At 53.9% G+C, this 16147-nt stretch carries 17 protein-coding genes; 13 read left to right on the top strand and 4 right to left on the bottom strand.

Features of this window, described 5'->3' with window-relative positions; genetic code table 11:
- The first annotated feature begins 20 nt into the window (after positions 1-20).
- Positions 21-1157, top strand: coding sequence for a PQQ-dependent sugar dehydrogenase (locus tag GC090_RS13955; RefSeq protein ID WP_058707616.1), 1137 nt, complete (start codon positions 21-23; stop codon positions 1155-1157).
- A 1-nt stretch (position 1158) separates the two neighbouring features.
- Here the strand turns inward: GC090_RS13955 and GC090_RS13950 are convergent, their stop codons facing one another.
- Positions 1159-1815 (bottom strand): HAD family hydrolase, encoded by a 657-nt coding sequence (locus tag GC090_RS13950; protein ID WP_039341391.1) that lies wholly within the window; start codon positions 1813-1815, stop codon positions 1159-1161.
- A gap of 273 nt (positions 1816-2088) precedes the next feature.
- Between GC090_RS13950 and GC090_RS13945 the strand changes: the two genes are divergently transcribed.
- On the top strand, positions 2089-3291 hold the full coding sequence (locus GC090_RS13945) for a serine hydrolase (RefSeq protein WP_058701041.1): 1203 nt from the start codon (positions 2089-2091) through the stop codon (positions 3289-3291).
- Positions 3292-3382: 91 nt separating this feature from the next.
- On the opposite strand, the gene ybjG is transcribed toward GC090_RS13945, so the two are convergent.
- Both ybjG and GC090_RS13935 read right to left on the bottom strand, forming a co-directional pair.
- Positions 3383-3988, bottom strand: a complete 606-nt coding sequence (gene ybjG / locus GC090_RS13940; protein ID WP_033737669.1) for an undecaprenyl-diphosphate phosphatase — start codon at positions 3986-3988, stop codon at positions 3383-3385.
- Between the two features lie 366 nt (positions 3989-4354).
- Positions 4355-6043, bottom strand: a complete 1689-nt coding sequence (locus GC090_RS13935) for an aspartate:alanine antiporter (protein WP_324021601.1) — start codon at positions 6041-6043, stop codon at positions 4355-4357.
- A 254-nt stretch (positions 6044-6297) separates the two neighbouring features.
- Here GC090_RS13935 and ybjM point away from each other — a divergent pair, with 254 nt between their 5' ends.
- A complete protein-coding gene (gene ybjM / locus GC090_RS13930) occupies positions 6298-6663 on the top strand; it encodes an inner membrane protein YbjM (protein ID WP_039341385.1) in 366 nt (121 codons plus the stop codon).
- Between the two features lie 105 nt (positions 6664-6768).
- On the opposite strand, the gene GC090_RS13925 is transcribed toward ybjM, so the two are convergent.
- Entirely contained in the window at positions 6769-7032 is a 264-nt protein-coding gene (locus GC090_RS13925) for a GrxA family glutaredoxin (protein ID WP_033737667.1), read from the bottom strand.
- A gap of 236 nt (positions 7033-7268) precedes the next feature.
- Here GC090_RS13925 and GC090_RS13920 point away from each other — a divergent pair, with 236 nt between their 5' ends.
- From GC090_RS13920 to rlmC, 10 genes are all read left to right on the top strand, one after another.
- Complete coding sequence (locus GC090_RS13920) at positions 7269-7523, top strand: DUF1418 family protein (RefSeq protein ID WP_054687954.1); 255 nt, start codon at positions 7269-7271, stop codon at positions 7521-7523.
- A 16-nt stretch (positions 7524-7539) separates the two neighbouring features.
- Positions 7540-8262, top strand: coding sequence for an oxygen-insensitive NADPH nitroreductase (gene nfsA, locus GC090_RS13915; RefSeq protein ID WP_033737665.1), 723 nt, complete (start codon positions 7540-7542; stop codon positions 8260-8262).
- Between the two features lie 22 nt (positions 8263-8284).
- A complete protein-coding gene (rimK, locus tag GC090_RS13910; protein ID WP_033737664.1) occupies positions 8285-9187 on the top strand; it encodes a 30S ribosomal protein S6--L-glutamate ligase in 903 nt (300 codons plus the stop codon).
- 86 nt (positions 9188-9273) lie between these two features.
- The gene (locus GC090_RS13905; protein ID WP_324020132.1) at positions 9274-9753 is read left to right on the top strand and encodes a YbjN domain-containing protein; all 480 of its coding nucleotides are present in this window, start codon (positions 9274-9276) and stop codon (positions 9751-9753) included.
- 478 nt (positions 9754-10231) lie between these two features.
- Positions 10232-11341 carry a spermidine/putrescine ABC transporter substrate-binding protein PotF gene (gene potF / locus GC090_RS13900; protein ID WP_033737662.1) on the top strand — a complete coding sequence of 370 codons (1110 nt, stop codon included), beginning with the start codon at positions 10232-10234 and terminating at the stop codon, positions 11339-11341.
- Positions 11342-11451: 110 nt separating this feature from the next.
- Positions 11452-12585, top strand: coding sequence for a putrescine ABC transporter ATP-binding subunit PotG (gene potG, locus GC090_RS13895; RefSeq protein WP_033737661.1), 1134 nt, complete (start codon positions 11452-11454; stop codon positions 12583-12585).
- A gap of 9 nt (positions 12586-12594) precedes the next feature.
- Positions 12595-13557 carry a putrescine ABC transporter permease PotH gene (potH, locus tag GC090_RS13890; RefSeq protein WP_039341374.1) on the top strand — a complete coding sequence of 321 codons (963 nt, stop codon included), beginning with the start codon at positions 12595-12597 and terminating at the stop codon, positions 13555-13557.
- On the top strand, positions 13554-14399 hold the full coding sequence (potI, locus tag GC090_RS13885) for a putrescine ABC transporter permease PotI (RefSeq protein WP_324020130.1): 846 nt from the start codon (positions 13554-13556) through the stop codon (positions 14397-14399). The genes potH and potI overlap by 4 nt, the downstream gene beginning before the upstream one ends.
- Positions 14400-14472: 73 nt before the next feature.
- Positions 14473-14940, top strand: a complete 468-nt coding sequence (locus GC090_RS13880; RefSeq protein WP_033737659.1) for a YbjO family protein — start codon at positions 14473-14475, stop codon at positions 14938-14940.
- Positions 14941-14988: 48 nt separating this feature from the next.
- Entirely contained in the window at positions 14989-16134 is a 1146-nt protein-coding gene (gene rlmC, locus GC090_RS13875; RefSeq protein WP_033737658.1) for a 23S rRNA (uracil(747)-C(5))-methyltransferase RlmC, read from the top strand.
- Positions 16135-16147 lie beyond the last annotated feature (13 nt).

Below are 16147 nucleotides of genomic sequence, written 5' to 3'. Positions count from 1 at the left end.
GCCTCTGTCTGGAGAATGCTATGACCCGTGTTTCCACCCTACTGTTACTGAATGGCGCGTTACTCGTTTCCAGCCCGTTATGGGCGGATGATCTGACGGTGAAGGTGCTTCAGGATAAGCTGGACCATCCCTGGTCGGTGGCCTTTTTACCGGATAACCAGACGTTACTCATCACTGAACGCGCCGGCCAGTTGCGTAGCTGGCGACCTGATACCGGTTTATCTGAGCCGATTAAGGGCGTGCCCGCGGTGTGGGCGCAGCGACAGAGCGGCCTGCTGGATGTGGTGCTGGCCCCGGATTTTGCCCAGAGCCGTCGGGTGTGGCTCAGCTATACCAAAGCGGACAGCGACGGCAAGGCGGGGGCCGTCGTGGGTTATGGCACACTCAGCGACGATCATCGCCAGCTGACCGATTTTCATGAAGTCATCAGCCAAACGCCCCGGCTCTCAAGCGGCAACAATATTGGAACCCGGCTGGCCTTTGACCGTCAGGGGTTTGTGTGGATTGCCTTCGGGGATAATTTTGTCAGCAGCGCCGCCCAGGATCTCGACAAGCTCCAGGGAAAACTGCTGCGCCTGAACGGCGACGGTAGCGTTCCCAGGGATAATCCTTTCGTGGGCAGGCAGGGTGCCCGGCCTGAAATCTGGGCCTACGGTTTACGTAACCCACAAGGCCTGGCGCTTAATCCCTGGACACAGGTCATGTGGGAAAGCGAGCACGGCCCACGCGGTGGCGATGAGGTCAACGTGATCGAAAAAGGGAAAAATTATGGTTGGCCGCTGGCGACCTACGGCATTGATTACAACGGCAGCAAGGTTCCTGAATCGAAAGGCACGCACGTGGCGGGCACGGAACAGCCGGTATTTTACTGGAAAGTTTCACCAGCGCTAAGCGGCATGGCCTTTTATAACAGTGCCCGTTTCCCCCAATGGAAAAATTCACTCTTTATCGGGGCGCTGAAAGAGAAGCAACTGATTCGACTGCGTGTCAACGGTGAAAAAGTCGTTGAGGCGCAACGCCTGCTGGGTGAGCGAAACGAACGCATTCGCGATGTCCGCCAGGGGCCGGATGGGTATCTGTATGTGTTGACGGATGAAGCTAACGGCAAGCTCCTGAAGGTAGGGCTGGCGCAGGACGCCAGCGCCTCCCGCGGTTAACTTAACGCGCCCAGTGGTAAACCGGCCAGCCGCGTTTTTCGGCTTCCTGGCGTAACGGTTCCGCAGGGTTAATCACGTGAGCATAATCGGCCTGCACCAGCATCGGCAGGTCGTTCAGAGAATCACTGTAAGCCCAGGTATGTGAGTAGTGTTCATCCGGCCGCTGGGCTTTCCATTCTTCCACCCGCGTCACTTTGCCCTGCTGAAAGGTCATCGTTCCGTAGGTGTTGCCGCTGTAGCGCTCATCCACCACTTCCACACCGATGGCGAGGGCACCGCAGGCCCCTAACTGGCGGGCAATCGGCGTCACCAGATGTTCACCGCTGGCGGAGATAACAATGATTCTGTCGCCACGTGACTGATGCCATTTGAGACGTTCCCGGGCTTCAGGATAGACGCGCGGCATAATGTCGCGATGAATAAAGCGGCGGATCCAGCCCTCAACCGTCAGGGTCGCCATGCCGCTTAACGGGGACAGCGTTTTATGCATATAGTCTTCAATGGACAGCGTCCCGGCGTAATACTGACGCATAAGCGCCTGCTCTTCCTCAATCAGCTCACTGGACGCAAAGCCTTGTGAAACCAGCCAGCGCAGCCACAGGCCGGTGCTGTCTTCACTAATCAGCGTTTCATCCAGATCAAACAGTGCCAGGTCCATACGGGTTCTCCTCGAGTGAATAGCGTCAGGTTAACCCAGTTTTGTGACGGCCTTAACTTTCTGATGAAAATTTCGGAATTTAACGCATTTTTATGGACGACACTGTTGCCGGAAAATGGCACGCGCGCGGCGGTCATGCCAGGGTTAATCTACTAAAATCTATAAAACTTTACGATTAAGCGGTTTTTTTCAGTCACGCCAGCGGGTAGCGTTCTGACAGAGGGTTTCACGCCTTTGACTTTCCGTTTTAACAAGGACAATCCGGTCAAGCTCATGACAAAAACTAGCTTCTCATCTCACCTGCGGCGCGTCGCTGCCACCTCTTTGCTACTGATTGCACCGATGACTGTATTGGCAGTACAGGCACCGGATGCCCCTCAAATTGATGCCAAAGCCTGGATCTTAATCGACTATGCCAGCGGCAAGGTCCTGACCGAGTCCAATGCGGACCAGCGGCTTGATCCAGCCAGCCTGACCAAAATGATGACCAGCTATGTGGTTGGGCAGGCAATTAAAGCCGGCAAAATTAAGCCAGATGACATGGTGACCGTAGGACAGGATGCCTGGGCGACCGGCAACCCCAAACTGCGCGGATCGTCGCTGATGTTTCTTAAACCGGGCGATCGTATTCCGGTGCATGAGCTGAATAAAGGCATTGTGATCCAGTCAGGCAATGATGCCTGTATCGCGCTGGCCGACTATGTGGCAGGCAGTCAGGACGCGTTTATCGGGCTGATGAATAACTACGTTAAAGCGCTGGGGCTGACCAATACACATTTCATGACGGTACACGGTCTGGATGCGGAAGGGCAGTACAGCACCGCACGGGATATGGCGCTGCTTGGTCAGGCGTTGATCCGCGATGTGCCGGAAGAGTACGCACTGAATAAAGAGAAAGAGTTCACCTTCAATCATATTCGCCAGATGAACCGCAACCGTCTGCTCTGGAGCACCAACCTTCACGTTGACGGCATCAAGACGGGCCATACGTCAGGCGCAGGTAATAATCTGGTCGCTTCGGCAACCGAGGGCGATATGCGACTGATTTCGGTGGTGCTGGGCACCGCCAGCGATGCCATTCGCTTCCGCGAAAGCGAAAAGCTACTGACCTGGGGTTTCCGCTTCTTTGAAACGGTTACGCCAGTAAAAGCGGATGCCCCGTTCGCCCAGCAGCGCGTCTGGTTTGGTGATCAGAGTCAGGTCAGTCTGGGCGTGGCGAAGGATGCCGCGCTGACCATTCCAAAAGGTCAGATGAAAAACCTGAAAGCCAGCTATACGCTGTCATCGCCCCAGTTAGAAGCGCCGCTGAAGAAGAATCAGGTCGTCGGCACCATTAATTTCCAATTGGATGGCAAAACCATTGAACAGCGGCCACTGGTCGTGCTGCAGGATGTGCCGGAGGGCGGCTTCTTCAGCCGGATGATCGATTTTGTGATGATGAAGTTCAACGGCTGGTTCGGGAAGTGGTTCAGCTAATAATCAGGGACGCGATGGCGTCCCTTTTTTACGGCAGGCGGCCCGTTCGGCCCTGAAATCCACGTACGTTTGCGCCGACATCAGCAAAAGATTAACTCTGCGTCCAGCCTTTACGAATCGGTAGCGCAAACAGCAGTCGGTAAGCGGGGTTAAGAACATTCAACAGGCGTTCACCATAAAGCTGCCAGGCAAGATGCGACGCCAGACAACCCAGCATACCTACCAGCAAGCCGCCCAGCATATCCATTGGCCAGTGCACGCCCAAATAAATACGTGACCAGGCGATTGCGGTACCTACGACCATCAGGATGACGCCTGACCAGAGGCGGTGCCAGAAGAGAAAGGCCAGCGCAAAAGTAAAAATGGTGGTGCCATGATCGCTCGGATACGAGTCGTCAGGTGCGTGATGAAGAAACTGATAACCGAAACCAATGGCGAAAGGCCGCGGATGCGGTAACAGTTGACCAACGCACCAGGATATTGCCAGTGCGTAAAGCAGCGCGATGCCGGTTTTCAGCACCAGCACACGCTGTGACGCAACCTGATCGCGCGGGCCCCATAACCACAACGCCACAATCAAAAGTGGCACGATGGCAATGACGTCTCTGGCAATAAACGTGGCAAGCTGCAGTAACCAGTGAGGTGAGTCGGGCGTCGCGTTAATCGCCGTGAACAGGGTACGGTTTAATTCTTCCATTACGTGAACGGTTCCTCGTTTTACTGATGTTCAGATTTTCTCAATCCAAAAAAAGCCTGACAAGCAGGTCAAACCGGATGGAGTCTGTCGCATCTGCCAGCACACATTGCTAACAAATTAAGTCAGCTATCCTGAATCCAGATGCCCGGCGAGTCCATCACAAGGTTCTTAATCTGCACAGAGGTTGCAACGCGGTTTAACTTTTATGACTTTTTTGTGTTAAATAGGACGGGAGAAAAGCAGGCATAAAAAAACCCGCCGGGAAAAAGACCAGCGGGCTCCACAATTTGGGGATTTCAAAGAAAAGCAGTGGCACTTATTCAGACTGTGATCAAAATAAAAAGTTCTGGACGTCAGTAAAAAATTTTATAAGGGCAATAACGGCCAGATAATGACGATTAGCGTGCCGGCCAGCGTCAGCAGGACGTTGGCAATAGCATAGGTGCCGGCATAGCCTAAAGCCGGAATATTGCTGCGCGCGGTATCACTGATAATTTCCATGGCTGGCGCGCAGGTGCGGGCACCCATAATCGCCCCAAACAGCAGTGCCCGGTTCATGCGCAGTATATAGGCACCAAACAGGTAGCAAATCACCACCGGCAGCAGGCTGACCAGCAGGCCGCACAACAGCATCAGCGCCCCGTTACTGGAAATACCGTGATCGATTCCACTGCCTGCACTCAGGCCAACCCCTGCCATAAACACCATCAGACCAAACTCTTTGACCATCGTCAGCGCACCCTGCGGAATATAGCCAAAGGTAGGATGATTAGCCCGCAGGAAGCCCAGCATGATACCGGCAAATAACAGCCCGGCCGCGTTACCGATGCCAAAACTGAAGTTGCTGAACTGGAACGTGATCAGTCCTGTCATCAGGCCGATGATAAAGAAGGCGCAGAAAGCCAGTAAGTCGGTCATCTGGCTGTGAATAGCAATAAAGCCGATGCGATCGGCGACGCTTTTCACCCGGCGGGCTTCCCCGCTGACCTGCAACACATCGCCTTTGTTCAGCATAATATTGTCGTCGATAGGCATTTCTATCTGACTGCGAATGACGCGGTTTAAAAAGCAGCCGTGATCGGTCAGGTTAAGTTTGCTCAGCCGCTTGTTCACGGCATTGTGATTTTTAACCACAATCTCCTCGGTCACGATTCGCATGTCGAGCAAATCGCGATCAAAGACTTCTTTCCCGTTGCGGAAACTGGGATCCAGGCGCGCGTGCGCATCCGGGTAGCCCACCAGCGAAATGTCATCGCCCAGCTGGAGCACAGCATCGCCATCGGGGCTGGCGAGAATACCGTTGCGTCGGATACGTTCGATATAGCAGCCCGTCTGGCGATAGATGCCCAGCTCGCGCAGATTCTTACCGCCGCTCCATTCCACCAGCTCCGGCCCCACGCGATAGGCGCGGATAACGGGCAGAAAAACCTTACGCTGACTGTCGGCATCAAGACCGCGCTCACGCGCAATCTGTTGAGCACAGGTGGACAGATCCTGATGCTGCAGACGCGGCAGGTAACGTGCACCGAAAATCAGGCTGACCAGCCCCACCAGATAGGTAACCGCATAGCCCAGACTGAGTTGATCCTGCATGATGCCTAACTGCCTGGGGTCGCTAATGCTCTGACGCAGCGTATCGCCCGCGCCCACCAGGACTGGCGTCGACGTCATCGAACCCGCCAGAACACCGGCGGTGAGGCCGATGTCCCAGCCGAAAAGCTTGCCAAAGCCCAGCACCAGCAGCAGAGCACTGGCGACCATGACAATGGCCAGCATGAAATAATTTTTCCCGTCCCGAAAGAAAATAGAGAAAAAGTTAGGGCCGGCTTCAATGCCGACACAAAAAATAAACAGCATAAAGCCCAGGCTCAGGGCATCGGTATTCATCGAGAAGTGTTGCTGGCCTAATAATAACGAAACGACTAATACGCCAATGGAATTTCCGAGCTGGACGGAGCCAAAACGTAATTTTCCTAAGCAAAGTCCCAACGCCAGTACGAAAAATAATAACAAAATGTCATTACTTCTTAACAATTCTGCGATGTTAACATTCAACATTTTAACTTCTTGTTTACGTGTAACGTATTGAAGAGTGGTCTGTTTTTCGCTATCTTGTCCAGACCGTAAGCGTGCCGTTACGTCATCCATAATGACTGAGCGGATAACGCGGGTAATATTCTAATCAGAAAATACTTTCTCAGCCATTGGCGACTTTCATTTGTACACAAAACGACTGTTTATTTTTATTTCCACCAGGCTCATCAAGGTCAAAAGCGATGTTTTGGCGTGTTTTAAATGAGTGGGGAGTTATGCCGCAGCGTTATTATTTTTGGGCGACCTGTCTGTCAGGAGGTCTGCTTTATTGTCTGGTGTTTATTTTTGCCCAGGATTTTTGTGCCCTGGATAAACATGCGTTGCACAGTCAGCCTGCATTGTTGCTTTTTTTACTGCCGGGTGGATTGATGGCGTTTATGCAGCACTCGGCACCGCTGAAAAGTACGTTGATCATGGCTTCTGTTGGCACCTTGCTGGCGGCGCTGTTGCTGCACGGTATTTTCGCTGTGCCGGCACGCTGGGACTATATCATGGTCTGGAGCCTGAGCGGGATGTTCTGGGCAGGATGCGGCGCATTGCTGGTCAGACTGATGAAGCTGATTGTGGCAATCAGACAGTAAGGCCGGAACGGCCTGCATCAGAGACCCGGCACTCTGCGAACGGTATCTGATGCAGGCAACGAAGAACTCACCCGTGAGGTCAGCGCGCTGACCGGGTGTGCGAAATCAGGCCACGAAGCCCAGATTCTCTTTCGTCCATGCGGCAAACTCGGTATAACCACCAATATGCTGCTCATCCAGGAAAATTTGCGGCACGGTGCTGACCGGTTTCCCCGCACTGGCCTCTAAATCCGCTTTAGTAATGCCTTCCGCCTGAATATCTACGTATTGATAGTTGAAATCATCACGCTCAGCTTGCAGTTTATCAGCCAGTTCTTTTGCGCGAACGCAGTACGGGCAGCCGGGACGACCAAAAATAACAGCAATCATCGAAAACTCCTTGCAAGGGACGTCGTGTGAGTGACACGGAATCACGTCAGAAAAGCCGCTTATGATGCCCGCTCGTTGCGCTTAAAGAAAGCAGGAATTACCTGTTAGTCTAATGCCCGTCCCCGATGAATCCGTCGCACGTCGGCAGAGCGGAACAATCCCGACACCTCTGATGTGCAAATTTGCGGATGTTAACCATAATTGGGGGGCGATTGGCCTTGAGGCAGGAGAAACGCATGCAAAACGTCGCTAAATTGCCGAAAGCACTGCTGGTGATGGAAGCGCTGGGTGGGTTACTGATTGCCAGTGCATTGCTGGTTGTGAATCACTGGTTCCCTGGCCTGCCGGGCCGCCTGGCTACACCCGGGCTGGCTACCGCGCTGTTTATCATCGGCATTCTGCTAATGTTGCCTGCCGCCTGGCTCCTGATGTGGCGCAGTGCGAAAGCGCTTGCGCCGCAGTTGTTCAACCTTTCCGACAAAAAAAGATAAATCAGCTGGAGACTTTATGACACCGACAATCGATTTACTGTGCAGCCACCGTTCAATTCGCGCGTTCACTGACCAGCCGGTAAGCGCTGAACAGCGCGAAGCGATTATTGCTGCGGCGCAATCGGCGTCCACGTCCAGCTTTTTGCAGTGCTCATCCATCATCCGTATCACCGATCCGGCCATGCGTGAGCAGCTGGTGACATTAACAGGCGGACAGACATGGGTAGGGGAAGCCGCTGAGTTTTGGGTATTTTGTGCTGACTTTAATCGTCATCTGCAAATTTGTCCTGATGCGCAGCTGGGCCGCGCAGAACAACTGCTGCTGGGCTGTGTTGATACGGCGCTGATGGCGCAAAATGCCATGGTTGCAGCAGAGTCGCTGGGGTTGGGCGGCGTTTTTATTGGTGGCATCCGTAACAATATCGCTCAGGTAACAGAACTGCTGGGGCTGCCAAAATTTGTCCTGCCGCTGTTTGGTTTTTGTCTGGGCTATCCCGAATCGGTGCCGGATGTGAAGCCGCGTATTCCCCAGGCCATGTTAGTGCATGAAAATCGCTATCAACCAGTGGATCCGGCCGTGCTGGCTGATTACGATAACCGGACGGCGATCTATTACGAACAACGCGACAGCAACCAGCGCAGCGAAACCTGGAGTCAGTTGATTCAGCGCCTGATTATTAAAGAAACGCGCCCGTTTATGCTGGACTACCTGCATCAGCAAGGCTGGGCAACACGCTAATACAACCCAAGGATTTTAATTGATGAAAATGGCTATTCTGTCGCGCGATGGATCGCTCTATTCCTGCCGCCGTTTACGTGAAGTCGCCGAACAGCGTGGTCATTTTGTACAAATCATTGATCCTCTTTCCTGCTACATGAACATCAATTCTGCCTCGCCCGGTATCCATTACCGTGGCGAGTTGCTGGGTCACTTCGATGCCGTGATTCCCCGTATCGGTACCGGAATCACCTTCTATGGCACGGCGGTGCTGCGCCAGTTTGAGATGTGCGGCAGCTATCCACTCAATGAGTCCGCTGCGGTCACGCGTGCCCGGGACAAACTGCGTTCCCTGCAACTGCTCGCCCGTGATGGCATCGACATGCCGGTGACCGGATTCGCCTCGTCGCCCGATGATACACAGGACCTGATCGCCATGGTGGGCGGTGCGCCGCTGGTGGTAAAGCTCGTCGAGGGCACGCAGGGCATCGGCGTGGTTCTGGCGGAAACCCGCCAGGCGGCTGAAAGTGTCATCGATGCGTTTCGTGGACTGAATGCGCATATTTTGGTGCAGGAGTTTATTCAGGAAGCGCGCGGATGCGATGTACGCTGTCTGGTGATTGGCGACCGGGTCGTGGCGGCCATTGAGCGTCAGGCAAAAGAGGGCGATTTTCGTTCGAATTTGCACCGGGGCGGTAAAGCCCGCATCGTTGACATCAGTGAGCAGGAACGTCTGATGGCCGTTAAAGCGGCGGCGGTGTTGGGGCTGGATGTCGCGGGTGTAGATATTCTGCGTTCAAATCGCGGTCCACTGGTGATGGAAGTGAATGCCTCACCCGGTCTGGAAGGTATTGAAACTACAAGTGGTCTTAACATTGCAGGTATGATGATCGATCATATTGAGCGGTACGCTACCCCCGGGCACCGTCCTAAAACCGCAGGTTGACCCGCGCTTTTCAGTGGTTTTCGTGGAAACTCACCACATTTTTCCGTAAGCTAAGTCGCTTATTTATCACCCCATGGGATTTTACAATGGATTCTCTTGTCGTTCCGGATATCGACCTGCTGCGTCGTTGGCTGGATCAGCAAAATATCACTTGGTTTGAATGTGATGCTTGTCAGGCGCTGCATTTGCCGCATATGCAAAACTTCGACGGGGTGTTTGACGCTAAAATCGACCTGGTAGACAACGTCATTCTGTTTTCAGCACTGGCGGAAGTGAAGCCGACGGCGTTAATTCCGCTGGTGGGTGACCTGTCGCAAATTAACGCCAGTTCGTTAACGGTGAAAGCGTTTATCGATATTCAGAATGACAATCTGCCGAAGCTGATTGTGTGCCAGTCGATGATGATCACAGCCGGATTAACCTTCGGCCAGTTTTCGCATTTCATGAAGCAGAGCGAAGAAGAAATTTCCATGGTCATCATGGAAGCCTTCGCCAACAACCTGCTGATGATGGGTGAAGATGAAGAGCATGTTGCCACCAGCAGCATGCATTCCGTTCTTCACTGATCCTCACCGCCGTGATTAAGCCGTCTGCCAGGACGGCTTTTTTATGCCTGTCCCTGGCACAGGCTTTCCTGCCGCACACGTCATAAGCGTTTTTTCCCTTCAGCGTCAAATATTCTCAATGTTATCAATTGTGAAGGAGGTAGATTATTTTGTAACCGTAATGTTTTATTCTGCATTAAGCCCTTAATTGCCAGATTTATGACGTTCTTTATGCCGTAAAAGCCGAACCTCATAGCTTAAACATGCATAAAATATTACGTTCAGGCGTTTTTTACGCTGAGGTATGGTTAACCCCGAACGGGGCGGCTATGCTTGCGGTGCGGCACTAACCGCAGGAATACCGTGCTGGTATAGGTTTTTACTATTAAACGTCCACTGAATAATGATTCATTGTGTCACTGATTTTTAAATCATAAAAACGCAATGTCGGATCACTGATGTGCAGCGTTGTTATAACCCGCTCAGGAGGATTAAAAACATGTTCAACCAACGTAAAAAATGGTTGTCAGGTGTGGTTGCTGGGGTGCTGATGGCTGCTTCAGCCAGTACCATGGCGGAAGATAAAACGCTGCACGTTTATAACTGGTCGGATTATATTTCGCCCGATACCGTGCCGAACTTTGAAAAGCAGACCGGCATTAAAGTGGTTTATGACGTGTTTGATTCCAACGAAGTGCTGGAAGGCAAACTGATGGCCGGCAGCACCGGCTACGATGTGGTGGTGCCTTCGTCCAGCTTCCTGGCGCGTCAGCTGCAGTCTGGCGTGTTCCAGCCGCTGGATAAAAGCAAACTGCCCAACTATAAAAATCTTGATCCGGCGTTGATGGAGAAGGTTGCCCAGCACGATCCGGGTAATAAATATGCCATTCCGTATTTGTGGGGCACCACCGGCATCGGCTACAACGTTGAAAAAGTCAAAGCCGCACTGGGTGCGGATGCGCCGGTCAACAGCTGGGATCTGGTGCTGAAACCTGAGAACCTGGAAAAACTGAAAAGCTGTGGCGTCTCGTTCCTGGATGCACCTGAAGAAATTTTCGCGACCGTGCTGAACTACCTCGGCAAAGATCCGAACAGCAGCGATCCTAAGGATTATTCCGGCGCCGCGACCGATCTGCTGCTGAAGCTGCGTCCAAATATTCGTTACTTCCACTCGTCGCAATACATTAACGATCTGGCCAACGGCAACATCTGTGTGGCGATCGGCTGGTCCGGCGATATTCTTCAGGCAAAAAATCGCGCGGAAAAAGCGAAGAACGGCGTCAACATTGGCTACAGCGTACCGAAAGAGGGCGCACTGGCGTTCTTTGATATGATGGCGATTCCTAAAGATGCCAAAGATGTGGACGCGGCTTACACCTGGCTGAACTACATCATGGATCCGAAAGTTATTGCTGACGTGTCCAACAAAATGAATTATGCCAACGGCAATAAAGCGTCTCTGCCGCTGATTAATGCCGATATCCGCAACAATCCGGGCATTTACCCTACGCCGGATGCCATGGCCAAATTGTTTGTACTGAAGGTACAGGATCCGAAACTGGATCGTGTGCGCACGCGTGCATGGACTAAGGTTAAAAGCGGTAAGTAACGAAACGGCATGTCCTGCTACAGCAACAGAGGCGCAGTCCCGGCCTCTGTTGTGCCATTTTTAGCGGCACTGTTTGCCGCGTTGTTCCGCCTGGCTCCGGAGAGATATGAGTGAACGATGCCATCCCACGCCCGCAGACTAAAACGGCAAAAGCGTTAACGCCGTTACTGGAAATTCGTAATCTGACAAAATCCTTTGACGGCCAGCATGCCGTGGACGATGTCAGCCTGACTATTTATAAAGGCGAAATTTTTGCCCTGCTCGGCGCATCCGGCTGCGGTAAATCGACCTTACTCCGCATGCTGGCAGGCTTTGAACAGCCCACCAGCGGGCAGATTGTGCTGGATGGACACGATCTGTCGCATGTCGCGCCCTATCAGCGTCCCATTAATATGATGTTTCAGAGTTACGCGCTGTTTCCCCACATGACGGTGGAGCAGAACATTGCGTTCGGGCTGAAACAGGACAAGCTGGCTAAAGGCGAAATTACCAGCCGTGTCGAAGAAATGTTATCGCTGGTACATATGCAGGAGTTTGCTAAGCGCAAACCCCATCAACTTTCGGGCGGTCAGCGTCAGCGCGTGGCGCTGGCGCGCAGCCTGGCAAAACGGCCAAAACTGCTGCTGCTGGATGAGCCAATGGGCGCGCTCGATAAAAAGCTGCGCGATCGGATGCAGCTGGAAGTGGTGGATATCCTGGAACGGGTGGGGGCAACCTGCGTGATGGTGACGCATGATCAGGAAGAAGCCATGACGATGGCGGGGCGCATCGCTATCATGAACCGGGGCAAATTTGTGCAGATCGGCGAGCCGGAGGAGATTTATGAGCATCCGACCAGCCGCTACAGCGCGGAATTTATCGGTTCGGTCAATGTGTTTGAAGGTCTGCTGCGTGAGCGTCAGGCAGATGGCCTGGTGATTGACAGCCCGGGCCTGAAACATCCGCTTAAAGTCGATTCGGACGTGTCGGTGGTCGATAACGTGCCGGTACATGTTGCGCTGCGCCCGGAAAAAGTGATGCTGTGCGAAACGGTGCCGGCGGATGGCTGTAACTTTGCCGTCGGTGAAGTGGTCCATATTGCCTACCTGGGCGATCTGTCCATTTATCACGTGCGCCTGCACAGCGGTCAGATGCTGAGCGCCCAGTTGCAAAATGAACATCGCTACCGCAAAGGGCTACCGACATGGGGCGATGAAGTCCGCCTGTGCTGGGACAGCGACAGCTGCGTGGTGTTGACGGTTTAAGGAGGCGGGATGAGCCAGATTTTTCAACGCACTAAAGCCCCTGCCAAACTGCTGGGCACGCCGCTGCAGCGCTGGGCAACGCGCGTCAAAATGCAGCACGGGCGCAAGCTGGTCATTGCCTTACCTTACATATGGCTGACGCTGTTCTTTCTGCTGCCTTTCCTGATCGTGCTTAAGATCAGTTTTGCCGACATTGCGCGCGCCATTCCGCCCTATACCGAACTGGTTAACTGGGCTGACGATCAGCTGAGCCTGGTGCTCAATCTGGGCAACTACGTCACGCTCAGCGACGATCCGCTCTACATTGACGCCTATCTGCAGTCATTAAAAGTGGCCGCTATCTCGACGGTGATTTGCCTGCTGATAGGTTATCCGCTGGCGTGGGCGGTCGCGCACAGTAAGCCTTCAATGCGATCCATCCTGCTGCTGCTGGTGATTCTGCCCTCATGGACATCGTTTCTGGTGCGGGTTTATGCGTGGATGGGGCTGCTGAACAATAACGGTATTCTTAATCGTTTCCTGCTGTGGCTGGGGGTGATCGATCATCCGCTGATCATCCTGTATACCAACACGGCGGTGTACATTGGCATCGTCTACTGCTATCTGCCGTTTATGGTGCTGCCGATCTATACCGCGCTGACGCGCATTGATTATTCGCTGGTGGAAGCCTCGCTGGACCTGGGCGCGCGTCCGCTGAAAACCTTCTTTAGCGTGATTGTGCCGCTGACCAAAGGCGGCATCATTGCCGGATCCATGCTGGTGTTTATTCCGGCGGTCGGCGAGTACGTGATCCCTGAGCTGCTGGGCGGCCCGGACAGTATCATGATTGGCCGCATTCTGTGGCAGGAGTTCTTTAACAACCGTGACTGGCCGGTGGCGTCGGCACTGGCGGTGATCATCTTACTGATTTTGATTTTGCCGATTATCTGGTTCCACAAACACCAAAACCGCGAAATGGGAGAGAAGGGATGAACAATCTGCCAACGATCCGCTCTCCCTGGCGCACAGTCATCCTGGCCTGCTGCTTTTTATTTCTCTACGCGCCGATGCTGCTGCTGGTGATTTACTCCTTCAACAGCTCGCAGCTGGTGACGGTGTGGGAAGGTTTCTCCTTCCACTGGTATCAGGTGTTGTTCCAGGACGATGCCATGATCGATGCGGTGGTGCTGAGCCTGACCATCGCCGCGCTTTCTGCCACCATGGCGGTGGTGCTGGGCACCATGGCGGCGGTAATTATCGTGCGCTTTGGGCGTTTTCGTGGGTATAACGGCTTTGCCTTTATGCTGACCGCACCGCTGGTGATGCCGGATGTGATTACCGGTCTGTCGCTGTTACTGCTCTTTGTGGGGCTCGGTAATGCGCTGGGCTGGCCAACCGAACGCGGCACGCTGACCATCTGGCTGGCGCACGTGACCTTCTGTACAGCCTACGTGGCGGTGGTGATTAACTCGCGCCTGCGTGAGCTGGACCGTTCCATTGAAGAGGCGGCGATGGATCTGGGCGCGACGCCGTTGAAGGTGTTTTTCGTGATTACGGTGCCGATGATTGCACCCGCTATCGTCACCGGCTGGCTGCTGGCCTTTACCTTATCGCTGGACGATCTGGTGATTGCCAGCTTTGTCACCGGGCCGGGCGCGACAACGTTGCCGATGGCGATTTTTGCCACGGTGCGTCGTGGGGTCAATCCGGAGATTAACGCCCTGGCGTCACTCATCCTGTTTGTCGTGGGCATTGTCGGTTTTATCGCCTGGCGCGTGATGGCGCATGAAGAAAAACAGCGTTTAAGCGATATTCAGAAAGCTAAACGTGGCTGAAATGCCTGACGTTTGCCAATATAGATAAAGGCTGGTTTATCCAGCCTTTTTATCGCGTGGCGGAGTCGAGGACATGTCGGAAACCCTGAAGCACAGTTCTGTTTTACCGGATGCGCCGGTGCCCGTTACGGTGGCCGGCATCGCCATTATTGCCACGCGCTGCCTCAGCGTGCTGATGCTGGTGAACGCGCTGGGCTATACCGAAATCATCAACTTTCTCCATCGCAGTGCGCAGTCCTGGGATTCCACGTTGATTTTCATTGCCAGTCAGATCATTTTTTTATTTGAGCTGCGCTGTGCCTTTACCCTGATGCGCGGGAGCAATCGCGGGCGCTGGGGATTTGTCGTGGTGCAGATTGTGGTGTTGTGCTACATGCTGATGGCCTCCACGGGCGGGATCTATCCGGAAATTTTCAGTATTGACGGCGAAAGTAATCTGCAGATCATTCACCACACCTTGCAGCAAAAACTGCCCGACCTGGCGGTATTCCTGCTGTTGTTTCTGCCCGCCAGTAGCCGCGCATTTTTTCGCAAGCGGTGATACAATCGCGCTCCGCTCACCCTCCCGACAGGCAATACAGGCTTTACCATGCAATGCGCGCTCTATGACGCTAACCGCTGCCGCTCATGCCAGTGGCTCGAAAAACCCTATTCACAGCAGCTTGATGAAAAACAGTCTCTGCTGGCCCAACTGCTGGCTGATGTTCCGGTTGCAACCTGGCTGCCGCCGGTCGCCTCGGCCCAGGAAGGGTTTCGTAATAAAGCGAAGATGGTGGTCAGTGGAAGTGTAGAGCGGCCTGTTTTTGGCATCGTGCAGCGCAACGGCGAGGCCGTCGATCTGTCGGACTGTCCGCTTTACCCTGACCGTTTTTCACCAGTGCTGGCAACCTTAAAACCGTTTATCGCGCGCGCGGGGTTAACGCCATACAACATTGAACGCCAGCGCGGTGAGCTGAAGTATCTGCTGCTGACGGAAAGCACGCAGGGCGGCATGATGCTGCGCTTTGTTCTGCGCTCGCACACGAAGCTGGCACAACTGCGAGCTGCGCTGCCCTGGCTTCAGCAACAGCTGCCGCAACTGACGGTGATCTCCGCCAATATCCAGCCGGTTCATATGGCCATTCTGGAAGGAGAGGAGGAGATTCCGTTAACGCCGACCCAGTCGCTGGCAGAAACGTTCAATGGGGTGCCCTTGTGGATCCGCCCTCAGAGTTTTTTCCAGACCAATCCTCAGGTCGCCAGTGCGCTGTATGCCACGGCGCGCGACTGGGTCCGTGCGCTCCCGGTAACCAGCATGTGGGATCTGTTCTGCGGGGTGGGCGGATTTGGCCTGCATTGCGCGTCGCCGTCCCTGCAGCTTACCGGGATTGAAATCAGCGCCGAAGCGATTCGCTGTGCAGAACGCTCTGCCGCTATGCTGGGCCTGGATAATGTCAGTTTTGCCGCGCTGGATTCCACCGCGTTTGCATTGGGACGCGAAGCGGTGCCGCAGCTGGTGCTGGTCAATCCACCGCGTCGGGGGATTGGCCGTGAGTTGTGTGAGTATCTCCGTGCGATGGCACCGGATTATGTACTTTATTCAAGCTGTAATGCACAGACCATGGCGCAGGATATCGCCCGGCTCAGTGACTACAGGGTAACGCAGGTCCAGCTGTTTGATATGTTCCCGCACACCGCGCATTATGAGGTGCTGACGCTGTTGACGCATCAACGTCAGGGCGGGCCAGCCAGGTAAGCTGCTGAACTGA

This window comes from Pantoea sp. JZ29, assembly GCF_035190385.1.
Taxonomy (GTDB): domain Bacteria; phylum Pseudomonadota; class Gammaproteobacteria; order Enterobacterales; family Enterobacteriaceae; genus Pantoea; species Pantoea stewartii.
The sequence above is the reverse complement of the archived record's forward strand: the minus strand, read 5'-3'. Positions and strand labels throughout refer to the sequence as shown.

Coding starts and splice junctions, on each gene's coding strand:
- potI (WP_324020130.1), top strand. CDS start 13,554: ATGAACAATCTGCCAACGATCCGCTCTCCCTGGCGCACAGTCATCCTG.
- GC090_RS13905 (WP_324020132.1), top strand. CDS start 9,274: ATGGATTCTCTTGTCGTTCCGGATATCGACCTGCTGCGTCGTTGGCTG.
- GC090_RS13955 (WP_058707616.1), top strand. CDS start 21: ATGACCCGTGTTTCCACCCTACTGTTACTGAATGGCGCGTTACTCGTT.
- GC090_RS13920 (WP_054687954.1), top strand. CDS start 7,269: ATGCAAAACGTCGCTAAATTGCCGAAAGCACTGCTGGTGATGGAAGCG.
- rimK (WP_033737664.1), top strand. CDS start 8,285: ATGAAAATGGCTATTCTGTCGCGCGATGGATCGCTCTATTCCTGCCGC.
- ybjM (WP_039341385.1), top strand. CDS start 6,298: ATGCCGCAGCGTTATTATTTTTGGGCGACCTGTCTGTCAGGAGGTCTG.
- potF (WP_033737662.1), top strand. CDS start 10,232: ATGTTCAACCAACGTAAAAAATGGTTGTCAGGTGTGGTTGCTGGGGTG.
- nfsA (WP_033737665.1), top strand. CDS start 7,540: ATGACACCGACAATCGATTTACTGTGCAGCCACCGTTCAATTCGCGCG.
- GC090_RS13950 (WP_039341391.1), bottom strand. CDS start 1,815: ATGGACCTGGCACTGTTTGATCTGGATGAAACGCTGATTAGTGAAGAC.
- GC090_RS13945 (WP_058701041.1), top strand. CDS start 2,089: ATGACAAAAACTAGCTTCTCATCTCACCTGCGGCGCGTCGCTGCCACC.
- GC090_RS13880 (WP_033737659.1), top strand. CDS start 14,473: ATGTCGGAAACCCTGAAGCACAGTTCTGTTTTACCGGATGCGCCGGTG.
- potH (WP_039341374.1), top strand. CDS start 12,595: ATGAGCCAGATTTTTCAACGCACTAAAGCCCCTGCCAAACTGCTGGGC.
- rlmC (WP_033737658.1), top strand. CDS start 14,989: ATGCAATGCGCGCTCTATGACGCTAACCGCTGCCGCTCATGCCAGTGG.
- ybjG (WP_033737669.1), bottom strand. CDS start 3,988: ATGGAAGAATTAAACCGTACCCTGTTCACGGCGATTAACGCGACGCCC.
- GC090_RS13925 (WP_033737667.1), bottom strand. CDS start 7,032: ATGATTGCTGTTATTTTTGGTCGTCCCGGCTGCCCGTACTGCGTTCGC.